The sequence below is a fragment of the Cupriavidus sp. 291-E7 genome (assembly GCF_057798835.1).
The window spans coordinates 284,727-300,927 of the sequence record NZ_JBYOJV010000008.1; the positions used below are offsets into that span (position 1 = coordinate 284,727).

Consider the following 16,201-nt stretch of genomic DNA (forward strand, 5'->3'; position numbering starts at 1 on the left):
CAATGAAGCGCAGCACGCCGCTGCGCCAGAAGGCGCCCATGCAGCGGACATGCGGGCTGAAGCCTAGTGACGCGCAGCTTGCCCGCACGCCGATGAAGTCGCGATCGCGCAGGAAGGCACCGCGGAAGGCTGAGCGCACATACCTCGATCGCGTGGCCGCGCTGGGTTGTGCCTGCTGCCGCCGGCTGGGCTTGGGTGCCACGCCGGCCGAGATCCACCACCCGCGCAAGGGAACGGGCATGGCTCAGCGCGCGTCGCACCGTGACGCCATTCCGCTTTGCCCGGAGCACCACCGCGGCAACACCGGCATTCACGGCCTGGGCGTGAAGCGCTTCGCGATCGTCTATGGCTTCGATGAGGCGGAGCTTGTCATTGAGACGCAGACGCTGCTGATCGCGTACCTGCCTCCATTGGAGGCCGCCAAGTGAGCAAGGGAAAGTCGAAGGACAAGGCCGACGTTTGGATGCCGCTCTACATCGGGGACTACCTGGCCGATACCACGCGACTGACCACGGAGCAGCACGGGGCATACCTGCTGCTGCTCATGGACTATTGGCGCAATGGCCCACCGCCAAACGACGACGCGACGCTGGCGCAGATCACTCGTCTGGCGCCGGCCGTGTGGAAGAAGGCGAAGCCGGCCGTGCTCCGGTTTTTCTCCGATGTCGACGGATTGCTGCATCAGAAACGTGCCGATGAAGAGCTTCAGGCAAGCCAGACACGCAAGGATGCTGCCGTTGCAAAGGCCGTTCTAGCAGCGGAAAAGCGGTGGGGCAAGAAACCCTCCGAGCATGCTCCTGGGGATGCTCCAAGCATGCCACAAGCACAACTTCCAGCAGTCATTGAAGGAGTGCAGGACGCAGTGCCAAGTGCTTTGCCTGAAGGTCTGCATGAGCAATGCCCTTCACCTTCATCACCACCTATGTCTACTAACCAAGGTAGTGGTGATGTGAGCCTCAGTGGTACCGCGGGCGCGCAGGGTCAAGCCACGCCACATCTTCGGAACCCTCAGACCGGAGAGGAAAACCCGCGGGATATCCAGCTTGCCGTGCTGCTGCGGAAGACGTACGGCATGACCGTCACCAGCAACCATGCCGACGTGATCGAGATGGTGCGCCTCGCGGTATCCGATCAGGAGATCGCCGAAGCAGTCGAGGTCTTCAGCATGAAGAAGAAGGGCGAGCAGCCCAATTCTGGCTACATCCTGGGGATGATCAAGACGACCCGGCAGGGCGTGGCGAAGGCCGCTGCGGAGGCGGCCGGCAAGCCGGCAGCAACCGTGCAAGCCGGTGCCGCGGAATGGTGGATCGGCGTCGAGGGCATCAAGGCCAAGGCCGCCGAGCTAGGCGTGGCCTGGAAGGAGGGCGAAGGTGAGCTGTTCATGTCCTTCAAGGCCCGCGTGTTCAAGCGTGCAGGCGAAGGGCCATGGCGGCAGCAGATTCTGCGCGAGTACGAGCGCGACGAGGCGATGCACGCCCGCCTGATGGCGTTCTTCTATCCGGATGAGGACGCGGAATGACGACCTGCATCACCTGCAAGCACTTCACCATGAGGCCGCGCACTGGCGAGACGCAGGCGCATCTGACCGCGAGCGACGTTGCGCACGCCGAGGTCGGCATGGGCCGGTGCGCGATCGAGGCTATCTCGCTGCGTTGGATCAGCCCAGAGGCGCCGGCGTGCGGCAAGCACGAGGCGATTACCGAGGAACAGGCGGCCGCGCGCCGCGAATGGATCAAGGGGAGGGGAGCGTGAAGGTGGATCACTGCTATCAGGGGGACTGCCGCGGCGTCATGCGGACGCTGATCGCCGAGGGCGTGCACGTACAAACCTGCATCACGTCGCCACCTTACTTCGGTCTGCGCGACTACGGACACGCTGGCCAGCTTGGGCTGGAGGAAACGCCGGAGCAGTACGTCGCCGCGATGGTGGAAGTCTTCCGATGTGTGCACGATCTGCTGGCAGACGATGGCACGCTGTGGCTGAACATCGGGGATTCCTATGCGGGGTACCACGGGAATAAGAACGCTAGCGTTCCGACCAGTGCACTGAATGGCTGGGTGAACGGCACGAATGAAAACCGCCGCGGGGATAAGCGGCCACAGGACATCGGTCTGAAGCCCAAGGACATGATAGGAATCCCTTGGCTCCTGGCGTTTGCCCTGCGCTCGGATGGATGGTATCTGCGTCAGGAGGTGATTTGGCATAAGCCAAATCCAGCACCTGATGGAAGGTCAGCGCAATCCAGATTCCAGCGCTCGCACGAGAGCGTATTTCTGTTGTCGAAGTCATACAGGTACGCGTTCAACGCTGATGCGAAACGCACTTCTGTGTGGACCGTACCCGTATCGCGATATCGCGGCGCTCACTTCGCAACGTTTCCTCCGGACCTAGTAGAGCCTTGCATCCTGGCAGGAAGCGGTCCGGGAGACATCGTCTTCGACCCGTTTATGGGCTCTGGCACGGTAGCCAGCGTCGCCCAGCGCCTCGGCCGGCGGTGGCTCGGCTCGGAGCTGAGCCCGGAGTACATCGTCCTGCAGGCTGAGCGGACACGGCAGCCGGGCCTCGTGTTGGAGGCCTCGGCCTGATGCTCTCTTACTTCTTCGCCTTCTTCTTAGTGGGCGCCTGTGCTAGGTCGCTGGCCGCGACCTTCTTCACATTCGCCGGTGTGGCCGGATTCCTCAAGAGCTTGGATGCCTCTTTTGCCGGACCCTTTCCCGTCTGCTTCGGATTCGATGCCATGACCTCTCTCCTAGCTGGTTTTGCCAATATTGGCGAAGGAATCCTAGCATGCTGACCAACCAGTGCTACCAAGGCGACTGCCGCGACGTCATGCGCTCACTGATCGCCGACGGCATGCGCGTGCAGTGCATCGTCACCAGCCCGCCATATTGGGGACTTCGCGACTACGGCCACCCTGGCCAGCTTGGGCAAGAGCCGACACTGCGCGAGTTCCTGGCCAACATGGTCGAGGTGTTCGACCTTTGCCGCGAACTATTGACGGACGACGGCACGCTGTGGCTGAACATGGGTGACAGCTATGCCGGTTCGCGTGGCGGTGGCGCACCGTCGGCGGCCTCTACCCTGGCCGGCAATGACCACCGCGGCGGCGGACCGAAGATCAAAAGCATGACGGCCAGCCGGCGTCGCGACGATGCTCCGATACCGCGCAGCGATGTGCGCGTGGAAGGCCTGAAGGCCAAAGACCTGGTCGGGCAGCCGTGGCGACTGGCTTTTGCGCTGCAGGACGCCGGCTGGTGGCTCCGACAGGACATCATCTGGCACAAGCCCAATCCGATGCCGGAGAGCGTGCGCGACCGCTGCACCAAGGCCCACGAATATCTGTTCCTGATGACGAAGTCGGAGCGCTATTACTTCGACGCCGACGCCATCAAGGAGCCGGCCACGTATGGCCCCACGCCCACTGGCGTGGGCTTCGGTCACGGTTATGACGCCGATTCCCGCGAACGCGGCCGCATCCGGGTGCCCGGCAACGTAACCGCGGCGAAAGGCCAGGCCGCCTACGAAGCCGGCGACGAGAGGCACCGCACGAAAGCCGGGCTCCAAGCCTACGCCCAGAAGGTCCGGGAGAGCGTGAAGCGCGGCGACTTCGATGGGAAGACGAACGATCTGCCCGGCCGCGAGGCGTTCCGCGCGATCACCGAGATGCGCAACAAGCGCAGCGTCTGGACGATCGCGACGAAGCCGTACAAGGGCGCGCACTTCGCCACGTTCCCCGAGGAACTTGTGGAGCCGTGCATTCTGGCTGGATCTCGAGCTGGCGACATCGTGTTCGATCCCTTTATGGGATCCGGCACGGTGGCCAGCGTCGCGCAGCGGCTTGGCCGGCGGTCGATCGGTGCGGAACTGAATCCCGCCTACATCCAACTGCAGGAAGATCGCACCCGCCAGCCTGGCCTGGTGCTGGAGATCGCATGAGCACGATCAAATGGGGGCACGACGCCCTGGCCGAAGACCTGGCCTCGCATCTGCGCGGCAGCACCGACCGCATGGTCTGGACCGACATGCAGCTTGGCCCATCGGGCAGCAGCCGCCCGGACGTCTACGCAATTCCCATTTCGTACAGCCGGTTCCAGCCCATTGCCTACGAATGCAAGGTTTCCATGTCGGACTTCCGCGCGGACGTGACCAAAGGGAAGTACACCGACTACCTGAAGTTCGCCGCCGGCGTGGTGTTCGCGTGCCCGGTCGGTCTGCTGAAGAAGGAGGACATCCCCGCCGGAGCCGGGTTGATAGTCCGCGGGCCGGACGGCTGGCGCTCGCTGAAGAAGCCGGCGCTGACGAAGTGCGAGAGCCTACCGCGCGACGCCTGGATGAAGCTGCTAATCGATGGCTCCCGCCGCGACATTCAGCGCCAGGAAGTCGCAAAGGAGCACTCACTGCGCACGCTGGATGAGTATCGGACCATCCAGAAGCTGCGCGCGGAGTTCGGTGAAGTCGTGGCGGCTGCGATCGAGGACCACCGAAACCAGACGACGCGCCGCCTGGCCAATCTCCGGTACCGCATCAAGGACGAAGAGGAAGGGCTGCAGCGCGATCTGGAGCGCATTGAAGACAAGCGACGCGTGGCGCGGATGCACGTTGACGATCACTGTTCCAAGCTGCTCACGGACCTTGCCGCGGTGGTCGGCATGGAGCCCGAAGCCGGGGAGGTGTACGAAATGGGCAGCCGACTGCGAGACATGATCAAGCTGGCGCAGGCCGACAGCACCGTGCAGGAACTGCGCGCGATCGTTCGGCGCATGCAGCACTCGTTCAACGATTTTCGCGACGCCGAGGCCGTCATGGACGCCGCCGCGGGGGTGACGCCAGCATGAGCAAGATGCTCCGATGGTCCCCCGAGCAGCTTGCCGCGCACCATGCGCGCGTGCCGAAGCCGGCCGCGTCGGTGGCCAAGGCAGATCCGCTGGCGCGCTTCCACGCGCTGGGCCGGCTGCCCAAGGACCAGATGAACAAGACCGAGCGCGCGTACTCCGTCCTGCTGGACGACGAGAAGCGCCAGGGCCTGGTGATCGACTGGAAGTTTCACCCTATGCGCGTGCGCCTGGCCGACAACACCTTCTACGAGGTGGATTTCTTTGTGCTGCACGCCGACATGCGTCTGGCCATCCATGAAACCAAGGGCGGCTACACCACGGACAAGGGCCAAATGAAGATCAAGCTGTGTGCTGAGGTGTTGCCGTACTTCCGCATGGTCAAGGCAACGAAGCTGTCCCCCAAGCTGGGCGGCGGCTGGAAACGTGAGGAATTTTGAGCATGGCCACGACAGTTACTGGCGTGACCTTGCGCTACAGGCAGATCGTGCTGCGTGGCCGGCCGGACTGGGCTGAAGTGGTGGCCACCGTGCGCGCGGCAGCCCCATCTATGGCACGCGATGGCCGCCCCCTGCGGGTCATTTTGGCCGATGACGGCGAAGACCGCCTGGACGAGCAGGTCAAGTTCTACTGGAAGGCAGTCATTGAGCCGATCGCCGCTCAGGCTGTGATCGACGGGCAGCGCTTCGCACCACGCGCCTGGCACAAGGCCATGAAAGATCTGTTCCTGCCGCCTAAGGAGCTGCGTCTACAGGACGGCCGCGTAATCCTGGCGGAGCCATCCATTGCCCGCGGGGAAATCACGGTCGGCGCGATGGCGCACTACATCTATGAGGTTGAGGCCCACGCCGCCACGGCCTACGGGGTAATTTTTGACTGACGGGTCCGCGACACAGCGGAATCAACGCCGCAGACTAAGGGAGAACCATGAAAAAGATCGCCACTGCCGAAAAGTCCAGCGCTGACATCCTGCTGGAGATCATCCAGGACATGCACGCTCAGGAACAGATCGTGACCCGGGAGACGCTGTCTTCGCAGAAGGGGCTGACCAACCTGACGAAGACGCAGATTGACGACCGACTGGCCTACCTGGAGAACAACGGCCGCATCGTCCGGGTGCAGCGCGGGGTATTCGTGCCCGCCGAGCAGCACCGGCCGGCTCGCACCGTCTACACATCCTTTCTGCCTGACGGAACGACCGTGCTGGAGGTGGGGGAGCAGAAGCTGATCCTGTCGCCGCGGGAGGCGCGCATGGTCGGCCAGGCGATGGCTGGCGCCGCGCAGCAGTTCGTTGCCATCCAACAGGGACACGAGGCGGCATATGCCAACCACGAGATGTCCATACAACTGCGGGAGATGCGCCGGCAACTGAGCCGTGTGTTCGCGATGGTCGGCAATCCGCCTAGCCAGCAGTCAGCACAGATGGGCTTACCCTGCCTGGGCACTGAAGCAACTGGCAACGTCTGAATAGCGTCTAGGTAAGGGGGTATCCGAGAGGATTTCGGCGGACGCCGCTATTGCATCAGCATTCCTCGCCGCCTCAACCTAATCCCTGAATAATGTCCACAGCAAACCGGCCATAGTGGAAGGCCGCCTGCTCTGCAGCCTCGCGCGTGAAGTAGTCATCCTCTTGGTCGAAAGACTCGCAGAACATGCGATCATCCCTATTCGCCGTGTAGCGAACGGCCATCACGTAGCCCCACTTTGGCCCGGGGAAGCCCCGAGGAGTCGACACCGTGGCAGCTTCGAACGCTCCGACATGTATGTACATGCCGCGGTAGCCTTCACATTTCCAACTTATTGATGACCGCATTGTAAATCCTCGTCAATCGATCTACGCCCGCGCAAAGGAACATCGGGGTTGCAGGAGCGGGACGCGGATCCCTACGCGAGGAGCCGTCATTTGCGACCATTTTAGTTTTGAATGGCCAGCGTTGCCACGGCAGCCATCATCACCAACAAGGACATCGCATAGCTAAGCGTGCTCAGCAAGCGGAGCGCTCTGCTCGGTGTTTCGCTTCGCGGTTGGCGCCGCTCGAAAAGCTGCGAGAGGACAAAAAAGAAGAAACTGGAAAGGTACACAGTAACCAAGCGCTTCTCCCCGCAGATGGGTGGGTGCCAACAGTCGATGGCCCAGTCAATCCGGGATGGCATTGGGACAGAAGCGCCCCGTGGAAGTGAGCTTTTGCTCTAGGTGTCGTGGGCTCGAAGAGCCTGCCCGGTCAGTTATACGGAGCTTCTCTACTGCCGTCAACCTAATGCGACCAACGATGTTTGAAAGCTGCTTGTGGAGCACCACATTCGCCTATGCTCATTGCATAGACCGTCTTTTTCACGAGGAGAGGTCATGGAAAGAGTCATGAAGAACAAGGCGGAAGTTCGGGCGATGGTCCGCGCGGCGCAGGACCAGATCTCGGTGTGCGCAGGAACCTGCTTCGGAGACGTATGTTGGCACCCCGCGGACCCAGACGGTTGCAACTGGTCCATTTCAACAATCGAAGGCGATGCTGGTGGTGCGTGCCTGCAGGCGCTGAAGCCTCACATCGACGAATTACGCAAGCGCTTTAACATCCGGGAGGAGGCCGAGCGGCAGTGAACACCATCGCCTCCGCTGACAGGCGCTTTGAGCGCGCGGATCGGCGTCGCATTGGTGCAGGTCCGCGCCGCTCCCGCTCTTGCTCGACTGGCCTCAGTGCCCGCCGCCGGTGCCGACAAAGATCGAGCCTTTCTGATCTTCAGTGCAAGCAGAAAAAGGCTCCGCGAAGCGGAGCTTTTTTCTGGGCGCGAGAGCGTAGGTCAGTAGCGAGGCCGCGCGCAAAACACAAACCACTGTGTTCAGTTCTTGTGCCGATAGTTGATACGTCCCTTTGTCAGATCATACGGGGACATCTCAAGGGTGACGCGGTCACCGGCCAGCACGCGGATGCGGTTCTTCTTCAGTCGTCCGGACGAATAGGCCCAGACCTCAAATCCATTCTCGAGGATGACCCGAAATCGGTTGTCGGGTAAAACCTCCGAGACCTTGCCGCCGAATTCCACCAGTTCTTCTTTCGCCATGACTTCTCCTTTGAAGGCTATGCGGTAACGACCGGCGACGAGCTGTACACCCGCGTCGGTAGGGACGAACGCATACATGCAACGGCACTTTGACCTGCTCGACGAGCCGCGTACTTGGCCTTTTCTTCTGAGCGATGCGTCGCGTGCCGCATCGAGACGTTGGCGATAACGCGTTCGGCGCCACTTCTGTACTCGGAGATCGTATAGTTCGCGAACCAAACGCCTGGCTCTTGCTGGATTGGGTACACCGATACGGTGAACGGATTGTTGCTGCGATTCAAATTCATTTGCCTGCTTTGAGGCGTTCGATGCAAGGACGACGCGCGAGGTGCATGGCTCGCCTAGTCAAGGAACGTGATTGCGATGCTGGTCAGTGTCGCGCGCCGCGCTAATGCGCAGGCGGAGAAACTGATGCGTGATTGACCGTGCTTGCGCAATTCGCCGTGCCAGTACGTGCGCGAGGGTTGCGGAGCGGACATGCCGCGGGTCGATTCAGGTTTGCGGGCGACCTTCGCCCGGAGGAAATCGGATGTACATCCGAATGGCCGCGGATATTTTTGTACTGTTGGTGTCTCGCGGCCTGCGTCATGTGGCGACTAACATCGCCATGCGCGGGAGAACGGCAATTCTACATCATTCGGCCCAACTCCGCTGGAGTCATGCTCCACGCCGGAATGGATGAGATAGCCAAAAGTTGCGTTTAGCCTTACAGCAGTGCACTGCACGGGGCTATCTTGCGGCACTGGATCATCAGCGTCGCGTACGCCTCATCGCGAAAGTATCGATGATGCCTTGCCCGCCGAGGATGGCTGCTCGCTTCGCATTCCCAAGGCTGTCCCATTGGTCTGCCAACAGCGGAAAGACCTGTGCAGCGTCTGTGGTGGGGTCCATACCCTCCTCGCAAATGACGACAGAAATGTTATACGCACGGTCAGGCCGTCGCTCGTACCATTCGCGACGCGTTTCGGTCTTGTAGACTAGCGGGTATATGTCGAACCCTTTGTAGTTCGAACTGGGTGCATCATCCATGAGCGTCTCCGTGAGATTGCTGTCTCACTCTACGCTCTATTTCGTGCCTGCCACCTGTTTATTTTCGAAGATCGACTGCGTTTTGATGGCCTCTCGGTTGCGAGGCAAGGGCAGACTGATGGCCCGGAAATTTGGTTGCTGGCGCCCTGGCCGTCGTCCATTGCGTCATCGCAGCTGGGAAAATGTCGCCTGTCGCCCGCTACCGGGTTGATATATGGCCGGAGCCACCGGTGACCACATTGCAGCGTTGGCTCGGGGAAGCCTACCGGTTAGGCACGACTCCTTGGCTAGCCGCTGGCTCGGAATCCTGCAACCTGATTCCGGTTTCCCCCATACCCCTATAGGGCTGGACGCCCCGATCCGCCGTCTCCAATCTGGCCGCCTATGGCCAGAATGCCCACCACTACCAGCACCCAGCAAGCAGCCAAGCCGACTGTCGGGCCGGCAGGCACCGTCACGCACGATTGGGAGCGCATCGAACTGGATTACCGCGCTGGAATCAAGACGCTACGCCAGATTGCGGCCGAGCACGGCATCACGCACGGCGCCATCAACAAGCGCGCCAAGCGGGACGGATGGGAGCGCGATCTCTCCGAAAAGATCCAGCAGAAGGCCGACTCTCTGGTATCCAAGGCCGCGGTATCCGCTCTGGTATCCAGCGAACGGCGTGCCGCAGAACGCGAGGTGGTGGAGGCGAACGCCCAGGCTGTGGCCGACGTCCGGCTTTCCCACCGGCGGGACATCCAGCGGTCTCGGAGCATCGCCATGGCGCTGCTGGCGGAACTAGAGCAGCAGACCGGGGAGGAAAACGTGGCACTACTTGAACAGCTGGGCGAGTTCATGCGTGCCCCCGACGACAAGGGCCAGGACAGGCTCAACGATCTGTACCAGAAGATCATCAGCCTGCCCGGGCGAGCCAAGACCATGAAGGATCTGGGCGAATCCCTCCGGGTGCTGGTTGGGCTAGAACGACAGGCATTTGGCCTAGATGACAAGGACAATGCACCGGTCGACCCGCTCACGTCGCTACTGCACACCATTGCCAAGGGCAACGGCAACGCCATCATGCCGGTGGCGAACGATCCGGAGCACGCCGGCACGCCGCCGAGCGCGTTTAGGCCCATGGCCAACGTGCCCGCCGCCGGCGAGGATTGACCGGTGTCCGGCACCGTGAGGCACGATACGCCGCTTCTGCCGCTCCCCACGGACGCGGCGGAACTGGCGCGCTGCCTTGCGGACCCGGAGTGGCGCCTGTTCTCCGGCTGCCTTTACAAGATCATGATCAAGGGCGACGACCAGGTCGGCCCCGACGGTCAGGTGGTTGAGGGCGAGTCGTTCGTCATGCCGTTCAGACCCAACCGTGCGCAGCGCCGCTTCATCAAGCGCCTGTGGTACCGCAACCTGATCCTGAAGGCGCGGCAGCTTGGCTTCACCACCCTGATCTGCATCCTGTGGCTGGATCACGCCCTGTTCAACGCTGACCAGCGCTGCGGCATCATCGCGCAGGACTTGCAGGCCGCGGCGGCGATCTTCCGCGACAAGGTGCAGTTCGCGTACCGCAACCTGCCCGACGAGATCCGCGAGCGCTTCCCCCTGGCGCGCGACTCCCAGTCCGAACTGCTGTTCGCCCACAACAACAGCAGCATCCGCGTTGCCACGTCCATGCGTTCTGGCACGATTCACCGCCTGCACGTCTCCGAATTCGGGAAGATTTGTGCCAAGTACCCGGACAAGGCGCAGGAAGTGGTGACCGGCTCCATCCCGGCCGTGCCGACGAACGGCGTTCTGGTGATCGAATCGACGGCCGAGGGCCGGGAGGGCGAGTTCTTCGAGATGGTCGAGACGGCCGAGAAGAACCACGCCAGCCGCAAGGTGCTGACGCCGAAGGACTACCGCTTCCACTTCTATGCGTGGTGGCAGGAGCCGAAGTACCGCCTGGACGCCCGCACGGTACCGATCAGCCGCGAAGAGCATGAGTACTTCGACCTGGTCGAGGCCAAGGTGCTGGCCGACATGGGCCAGGCCATCACCATCGACCCAGACCAGCGGGCCTGGTACGTGGCCACGAAGCGCGCGGACTTCAAGGGCAAGGAAGAGCGCATGTGGCAGGAATACCCCAGCTTCCCGGCTGAGGCATTCCAGATCAGCACCGATGGGAATTACTACGCCAAGGACATGATCGCGCTGCGTAAGCGCGGCGGCATCACGCGGGTTCCGCGACTGGACCTGCCGGTCAACACGTTCTGGGACATCGGCCGTAGCGACGGCTGCGCGGTCTGGTTCCAGCAGGAGATGCGCGGCGAAGACCGATTCATCGACTACTACGAGGCGCACAACGAAGACCTGCGGCACTACGTCAAGGAATTGCGCGACCGCGGCTACGTCTTTGGCAAGCACTACCTGCCGCACGACGCTAACCACCAGCGTCTCAGCGACTACAACCGCACCACGAAGGAGATGCTGGAAGACCTGCTGCCCGGCGAGACTTTCATCATCGTGCCGCGGATCACCGAACTGATCACCGGCGTGCAGCAGACCCGGAAGCACCTGAAGGGCGCGTATTTCGATGAGACTGCCTGCGCCAAGGGCATCACGCGCATCGAGGGCTACCGGAAGAAGTTCAGTCGCGCCGACAACCGCTTCATCGACCAGCCGGACAAGAGCAACGGCTGCAGCGAGGGCGCCGACGCGCTCCGCCAATGGGCACAGGCCAAGGAATTGGGCTTGCTCGAATCCACGACGAAATCCAACACCTACGTAGAAGCGGAGACGCCTGACTGGCGCCTATGAGGACATCCACCATGCAAGACACGAACAGCATCCCGGCCGGCACCGAGCCCCTGTCGCAGCTCGAATACCAGGAAATCTACCGCGAGATTGACGAGCAGCCGCGGTGGCGCGGGACTGCCGACAAGGAGATGGACTATGCCGACGGCAACCAGCTTGATGGCGAACTGCTGCGCAAGATGGCCGAACTGGGCATTCCTCCGGCGGTGGAAGACCTGATCGGGCCGGCCTTGCTTTCGATCCAGGGCTACGAGGCAACGATCCGCAGCGACTGGCGCGTGTCGCCCAACGGCCAGCCCGATGGACAGGACGTGGCCGATGCCCTGAACTTCAGGCTGAACGAGGCCGAACGCCAGTCGAAGGCCGACAGCGCGTGCAGCAAGGCGTTTCGCCCCCAAATCGGTTGTGGCATCGGCTGGGTGGAGGTGGGCAAAGAGTCGGACCCGTTCAAGTACCCGTACCGCTGCACCCCGATCCACCGGAACGAGATCCACTGGGACATGAAGTGCGGCGACGACTGGGAGACGGCCAGGTGGCTGCGCCGTCAGCGCTGGCTGACCAAGGAACGTATCGCGCTGGTGTTCCCAGACCACGCCGAAATGATCATGGCGTGCGGCACCCATGGCCCGCTGTGGTGGGCAGACCGCACCCTGAGCATGGACGGCGGCATCAGCACCGGCCTGGCCAACGCATGGAATGAGGGGCGGGCGTGGACCATGCAGGAAGATCGCTGGTTCAACCCGACCAGCAAGGAACTATGCGTGTCGGAAATCTGGTACCGCCGCTGGGCGCGCGTGCCCATCATCCGCACGCCGGATGGCCGCGTGGTGGAGTTCGACCACAACAATCTGTCGCACAACGTCGCCGTGGCGCGCGGCCTGGCCGTGGTCGAGCACGCGACCGTGACCAGGGTGCGGCGTGCCTACTGGCTGGGCCCGCATCAACTGCATGATGGCCCGTCGCCGTACAGCCACCGCCATTTCCCATACGTCCCGTTCTTCGGGTTCCGCGAGGACAACACAGGCGTGCCGTATGGCTTCGTCCGGGGCATGAAGTACGCGCAGGACAGCCTGAACAGCGGCAACAGCAAGCTGCGCTGGGGCATGAGCGTCACCCGCATTGAGCGCACCAGGGGTGCGGTGGCCATGACCGACGCCCAACTGCGCCGCCAGGTGGCACGGCCGGACGCCGATATCGTACTGGACGCTGCGCACATGGCCCAGCAGGGCGCCAAGTTCGAGGTGAAGCGGGATTACCAGCTCACGCAGCAGCACTTCCAGATGCTGCAGGACAACCGCCAGACCATCGAACGTGTGTCGAGCATCACCAGCGGATTCGTTGGGCGGCAGGGCACGGCCAAGTCTGGCGTGCAGGAGCAGACGCAGGTCGAGCAGTCGAACCAGAGCTTGTCGATTCCTATGGACAACTTCCGCGGCGGCCGGACGCTGGTCGGCGAATTGCTGCTGTCGCTGATCATCGCCGACATGGGCACAGCGCGGCACGAGGTCATTATCGAGGGCGACGCGGTCAAGGCCGATCGCACGGTAGTGATCAACGCGCCGGAAGTCGACCCGGACACCGGCATTGCTTACCTGTCGAACGACCTGCAGCGCACCCGCCTGAAGGTGGCTGTGGACGACGTCCCGAGCACGAACAGCTACCGCGGCCAGCAGCTCAACGCCATGTCGGAGGCAGTCAAGAGCATGCCGCCGGAGTATCAGGCCGCGGTACTGCCGTTCCTGGTCAGCCTCATGGACGTGCCATTCAAGCGCGACGTGGTGGAAGCCATCCGCAACGTGCAGTTGCAGGCCACACCCGAGCAGCAGGCGGAGGCCATCAAGACGGCCGTGGCAGACGCCCTGGCCAAGGCCGGCACCGACATCAAGAACCGCGAACTGGACCTGAAGGAGCGCAAGGCGGACAGCGAGATTAAACAGATCGACGCCCAGTCGGTCCAGATCGGGGTGCAGGCGGCATTCAGTGCGATGCAGGCTGGCGCGCAGATCGCGCAGATGCCGATGATTGCCCCGATCGCCGACGCCGTGATGCAGGGCGCTGGCTACCAGCGGCCCAACCCGGTGGGCGACGACCCGAACTTCCCGGTGGCGGCGCAGACCGCGGCCATGAACATCAAGTCGCCGTATATCCAGGGCCGAGGGCCGGACGGCGCCGTGCCGGCGGAGGAAGCCCGGCGCCGCCACTGTGCCGGCGGCAGGTACGACCCAAGGCGATGCCGGCACGACCGGCGCAAGTGACAGTGCCACGGCAGCAGCCAGCACGCCCGCAGCAGCACCGGCAGCACCGGCAGCAACGCCGGCCGCCGCCGCAGGCGAGTTGAACGCCGCCAACGCCGTGATTCTGGCGAAGGACGGAAAGCACACCATCCGCTATGAAAAGCTGGTGGAGGCGCGAGAAGGCGAGAAGCATTGGAAGGCCCAAGCGGAAGCCGCGCAGACCCAGCTTGCCGAGTTGCAAGCACAGGCCAAGACGCGGGCAGATGCCGGTCAGACCCCCACCCAGACTGACGCTCAGGTGGCGGCCGCGCAAGCAGCCATCGACCAGGGCATCGATCCGGGCATCTTCGGCGATTTCAGCGAAGAGGATCTGGCCAAGGGCATTCAGACGCTTGTCGACGCGAAAGTGGCCGCTCAGGTTGACGCCATCGTGGCGCAGAAGCTGGCACCTATCCAGCAGAAGCACGCGACGGACGCCACCAAGAGCCATTACGCGGCTATCTACGAAGCGCACCCGGATGCCGACTCCCTTGCGGAAAGCAAGGAACTGGGCGACTGGATCAACACGCAACCGTCATTCGTCCGCGATGGCTACAACGCGGTGCTGCAGAAGGGCACCACGCAGCAAGTCATCGAACTGTTCTGCGCCTTCAAGCAGGCAACTGGCACGACTCAGGGCGCCGGCGCTGGCGCGGCCGCGGGAGGCACCGAACAGGTGAACCCCGATGCCGTGAAGGCGGCGGCCCAAGCGGCTATTGCCAACGCCCCGACGCGGGTTCCGGCCAGCCTCACCGATCTTCCCGGTGGGCGCCCGGCCGGTCTGTCGCGGGACGAGCAAATGGCCGACATGAACGGACGTGAACTGCTCGATGCGATGAACGCCGGGAACATGACCCCGGAGCAAATCGACCGGTTCCTCAACACGCTGTGATCCGATAAGAGGGCTCTATGACTGCAAAGACGCACGCCGCGTACGGCGACAAAACCAACATGGTGCAACAGGCCGTCGGCCTGTTCGCCACCCACATGCAGCGCAACAGCACACTGAACCGCCTGACCGGCAAGATGCCGGCCGGCATCGCGGGCGCGGAAGCGACGCTGCGCAAACAGACCACGCAGCACATGCCCATCGTGCGCTGCCAGGATCTGTCGAAGGGCAAGGGCGATGAGGTGACTTTCCACCTGCTGAACCCGATCGGCGCCAAGCCCATCATGGGCAGCCGCTATGCGGAAGGCCGCGGTACGGGTCTGAGCATCACGGAAGACAAGCTGCGCGTGAACCAGGCCCGCTTCCCGCTGGATCTGGGCGACGCCATGACGTCGATCCGCACGCCCGTGGAATTCCGCCAGCTTGGCCGCCCCGCCGCGCAGAACCTGATGGATCGCTACGTCGATCAGTCGCTGCTCGTGCATATGGCCGGGGCTCGCGGCTTCCACAACAACATCGAATGGGTGGTTCCGACCGAGGCCGACGCCGACTTCGGCGAAATCATGGTCAATCCGGTGCTGGCCCCGTCGAAGAACCGCCACTTCATCGCCGACGGCGATGCCGTGACCGGCTTCAAGGTGAACGGCGGTGAAGTGGACATCCAGTCCACCGACATCTTCAAGATGGACACGGTGGATTCGATGCGCACGGTGCTGGACCAGATCCCGCTGCCGCCCCCGATCGTGCAATTCGATGGGGACAAGGCTGCGACCGACTCGCCGCTGCGCGTGTGGATGATGTCGCCGGCGCAGTACAACAAGTTCGCCGCCGACCCGGCCTTCCGCCAACTGCAAGCATCGGCAATGGCGCGCGCGAGCCAAGCCGGACAGCACCCGCTGTTCCTGGGCGAAGCCGGTCTGTGGAATGGCTTCCTGCTCATCAAGATGCCGCGGGCGATCCGCTTCTACGCGGGCGACATCATCCGCTACTGCGGCAGCGCGAGCAGCGAGACCGAATCGACTGCGACGGTGCCGGCCAGCTTCGGCACGCAGTTCGCCGTCGACCGCTCGGTGATTCTCGGCGGCCAGGCCATCGCCGAAGCGCTGGCCAGTTCCGACAAGTCGGGCATCCCGTTCTTCTGGTCGGAGAAGGAACTGGACCACGGCGACAAGGTGGAACTGCTGATCGGCGCGATTCGCGGCGTATCGAAGGTCCGCTTCGAGGTCGACACCGGCATGGGCAAGGAAATCACCGACTACGGTGTGACCGTGGTCGATACCGCCGTGCCCATCATCGGCGCCCGCAACTGATAGCAGGCGGACCGGCGCGTGCCG

General features: G+C 63.0%; 18 protein-coding genes. 15 read left to right on the forward strand and 3 right to left on the reverse strand.

Annotated features, from left to right (window positions below; translation table 11 throughout):
* Window positions 1–2: 2 nt before the first annotated feature.
* From AC3FLX_RS16615 to AC3FLX_RS16630, 4 genes are read left to right on the forward strand one after another with little or no spacing between them, the layout of a single operon-like run.
* Window positions 3–428, forward strand: coding sequence for a Ref family recombination enhancement nuclease (locus AC3FLX_RS16615; protein WP_488698283.1), 426 nt, complete (start codon window positions 3–5; stop codon window positions 426–428).
* Window positions 425–1,519, forward strand: coding sequence for a YdaU family protein (locus AC3FLX_RS16620; protein WP_488698285.1), 1,095 nt, complete (start codon window positions 425–427; stop codon window positions 1,517–1,519). The genes AC3FLX_RS16615 and AC3FLX_RS16620 overlap by 4 nt, the downstream gene beginning before the upstream one ends.
* Window positions 1,516–1,752 (forward strand): hypothetical protein, encoded by a 237-nt coding sequence (locus AC3FLX_RS16625; RefSeq protein ID WP_488698287.1) that lies wholly within the window; start codon window positions 1,516–1,518, stop codon window positions 1,750–1,752. Before AC3FLX_RS16620 ends, AC3FLX_RS16625 begins: the two co-directional genes overlap by 4 nt.
* A complete protein-coding gene (locus AC3FLX_RS16630) occupies window positions 1,749–2,585 on the forward strand; it encodes a DNA-methyltransferase (protein ID WP_488698289.1) in 837 nt (278 codons plus the stop codon). Before AC3FLX_RS16625 ends, AC3FLX_RS16630 begins: the two co-directional genes overlap by 4 nt.
* A gap of 7 nt (window positions 2,586–2,592) precedes the next feature.
* Here AC3FLX_RS16630 and AC3FLX_RS16635 read toward each other — a convergent pair whose 3' ends face one another.
* Window positions 2,593–2,739 carry a hypothetical protein gene (locus AC3FLX_RS16635; RefSeq protein WP_488698291.1) on the reverse strand — a complete coding sequence of 49 codons (147 nt, stop codon included), beginning with the start codon at window positions 2,737–2,739 and terminating at the stop codon, window positions 2,593–2,595.
* A 48-nt stretch (window positions 2,740–2,787) separates the two neighbouring features.
* Between AC3FLX_RS16635 and AC3FLX_RS16640 the strand changes: the two genes are divergently transcribed.
* The 6 genes from AC3FLX_RS16640 to AC3FLX_RS16665 all read left to right on the forward strand — a co-directional run bounded on the left by AC3FLX_RS16640 (window position 2,788) and on the right by AC3FLX_RS16665 (window position 7,428).
* Window positions 2,788–3,936, forward strand: a complete 1,149-nt coding sequence (locus tag AC3FLX_RS16640) for a DNA-methyltransferase (protein WP_488698293.1) — start codon at window positions 2,788–2,790, stop codon at window positions 3,934–3,936.
* Window positions 3,933–4,835 carry a hypothetical protein gene (locus AC3FLX_RS16645; RefSeq protein ID WP_488698295.1) on the forward strand — a complete coding sequence of 301 codons (903 nt, stop codon included), beginning with the start codon at window positions 3,933–3,935 and terminating at the stop codon, window positions 4,833–4,835. The genes AC3FLX_RS16640 and AC3FLX_RS16645 overlap by 4 nt, the downstream gene beginning before the upstream one ends.
* Entirely contained in the window at window positions 4,832–5,272 is a 441-nt protein-coding gene (locus tag AC3FLX_RS16650; RefSeq protein ID WP_488698297.1) for a hypothetical protein, read from the forward strand. The genes AC3FLX_RS16645 and AC3FLX_RS16650 overlap by 4 nt, the downstream gene beginning before the upstream one ends.
* A gap of 2 nt (window positions 5,273–5,274) precedes the next feature.
* Window positions 5,275–5,712, forward strand: coding sequence for a hypothetical protein (locus AC3FLX_RS16655; RefSeq protein WP_488698299.1), 438 nt, complete (start codon window positions 5,275–5,277; stop codon window positions 5,710–5,712).
* Window positions 5,713–5,759: 47 nt separating this feature from the next.
* The gene (locus AC3FLX_RS16660; protein ID WP_488698301.1) at window positions 5,760–6,299 is read left to right on the forward strand and encodes a hypothetical protein; all 540 of its coding nucleotides are present in this window, start codon (window positions 5,760–5,762) and stop codon (window positions 6,297–6,299) included.
* A gap of 880 nt (window positions 6,300–7,179) precedes the next feature.
* Complete coding sequence (locus AC3FLX_RS16665) at window positions 7,180–7,428, forward strand: hypothetical protein (protein WP_488698303.1); 249 nt, start codon at window positions 7,180–7,182, stop codon at window positions 7,426–7,428.
* A 239-nt stretch (window positions 7,429–7,667) separates the two neighbouring features.
* Here AC3FLX_RS16665 and infA read toward each other — a convergent pair whose 3' ends face one another.
* Both infA and AC3FLX_RS16675 read right to left on the reverse strand, forming a co-directional pair.
* Window positions 7,668–7,889: a translation initiation factor IF-1 gene (infA, locus tag AC3FLX_RS16670; protein WP_101682497.1), complete on the reverse strand. Its 222-nt coding sequence runs from the start codon at window positions 7,887–7,889 to the stop codon at window positions 7,668–7,670.
* Window positions 7,890–8,639: 750 nt separating this feature from the next.
* Window positions 8,640–8,918, reverse strand: a complete 279-nt coding sequence (locus tag AC3FLX_RS16675; protein WP_488698305.1) for a hypothetical protein — start codon at window positions 8,916–8,918, stop codon at window positions 8,640–8,642.
* 393 nt (window positions 8,919–9,311) lie between these two features.
* On the opposite strand from AC3FLX_RS16675, the gene AC3FLX_RS16680 reads away from it, so the two are divergent.
* The 5 genes from AC3FLX_RS16680 (at window position 9,312) to AC3FLX_RS16700 (ending at window position 16,177) form a co-directional block, all read left to right on the forward strand.
* Window positions 9,312–10,073 carry a hypothetical protein gene (locus AC3FLX_RS16680; protein ID WP_488698307.1) on the forward strand — a complete coding sequence of 254 codons (762 nt, stop codon included), beginning with the start codon at window positions 9,312–9,314 and terminating at the stop codon, window positions 10,071–10,073.
* A 3-nt stretch (window positions 10,074–10,076) separates the two neighbouring features.
* Window positions 10,077–11,708: a terminase gene (locus AC3FLX_RS16685; RefSeq protein WP_488698309.1), complete on the forward strand. Its 1,632-nt coding sequence runs from the start codon at window positions 10,077–10,079 to the stop codon at window positions 11,706–11,708.
* An 11-nt stretch (window positions 11,709–11,719) separates the two neighbouring features.
* Window positions 11,720–13,960 (forward strand): portal protein, encoded by a 2,241-nt coding sequence (locus tag AC3FLX_RS16690; protein ID WP_488698311.1) that lies wholly within the window; start codon window positions 11,720–11,722, stop codon window positions 13,958–13,960.
* 79 nt (window positions 13,961–14,039) lie between these two features.
* Complete coding sequence (locus AC3FLX_RS16695) at window positions 14,040–14,870, forward strand: hypothetical protein (RefSeq protein WP_488698313.1); 831 nt, start codon at window positions 14,040–14,042, stop codon at window positions 14,868–14,870.
* Between the two features lie 17 nt (window positions 14,871–14,887).
* Window positions 14,888–16,177, forward strand: coding sequence for a phage capsid family protein (locus tag AC3FLX_RS16700; RefSeq protein WP_488698315.1), 1,290 nt, complete (start codon window positions 14,888–14,890; stop codon window positions 16,175–16,177).
* Window positions 16,178–16,201 lie beyond the last annotated feature (24 nt).

Excerpts from the sequence above, each read along its gene's own strand:
- AC3FLX_RS16655 (WP_488698299.1), top strand. The coding sequence starts at position 5,275 with ATGGCCACGACAGTTACTGGCGTGACCTTGCGCTACAGGCAGATCGTG.
- AC3FLX_RS16625 (WP_488698287.1), top strand. The coding sequence starts at position 1,516 with ATGACGACCTGCATCACCTGCAAGCACTTCACCATGAGGCCGCGCACT.
- AC3FLX_RS16680 (WP_488698307.1), top strand. The coding sequence starts at position 9,312 with ATGCCCACCACTACCAGCACCCAGCAAGCAGCCAAGCCGACTGTCGGG.
- AC3FLX_RS16700 (WP_488698315.1), top strand. The coding sequence starts at position 14,888 with ATGACTGCAAAGACGCACGCCGCGTACGGCGACAAAACCAACATGGTG.
- AC3FLX_RS16675 (WP_488698305.1), bottom strand. The coding sequence starts at position 8,918 with ATGGATGATGCACCCAGTTCGAACTACAAAGGGTTCGACATATACCCG.
- AC3FLX_RS16615 (WP_488698283.1), top strand. The coding sequence starts at position 3 with ATGAAGCGCAGCACGCCGCTGCGCCAGAAGGCGCCCATGCAGCGGACA.
- infA (WP_101682497.1), bottom strand. The coding sequence starts at position 7,889 with ATGGCGAAAGAAGAACTGGTGGAATTCGGCGGCAAGGTCTCGGAGGTT.
- AC3FLX_RS16645 (WP_488698295.1), top strand. The coding sequence starts at position 3,933 with ATGAGCACGATCAAATGGGGGCACGACGCCCTGGCCGAAGACCTGGCC.
- AC3FLX_RS16660 (WP_488698301.1), top strand. The coding sequence starts at position 5,760 with ATGAAAAAGATCGCCACTGCCGAAAAGTCCAGCGCTGACATCCTGCTG.
- AC3FLX_RS16690 (WP_488698311.1), top strand. The coding sequence starts at position 11,720 with ATGCAAGACACGAACAGCATCCCGGCCGGCACCGAGCCCCTGTCGCAG.
- AC3FLX_RS16665 (WP_488698303.1), top strand. The coding sequence starts at position 7,180 with ATGGAAAGAGTCATGAAGAACAAGGCGGAAGTTCGGGCGATGGTCCGC.
- AC3FLX_RS16650 (WP_488698297.1), top strand. The coding sequence starts at position 4,832 with ATGAGCAAGATGCTCCGATGGTCCCCCGAGCAGCTTGCCGCGCACCAT.
- AC3FLX_RS16635 (WP_488698291.1), bottom strand. The coding sequence starts at position 2,739 with ATGGCATCGAATCCGAAGCAGACGGGAAAGGGTCCGGCAAAAGAGGCA.
- AC3FLX_RS16640 (WP_488698293.1), top strand. The coding sequence starts at position 2,788 with ATGCTGACCAACCAGTGCTACCAAGGCGACTGCCGCGACGTCATGCGC.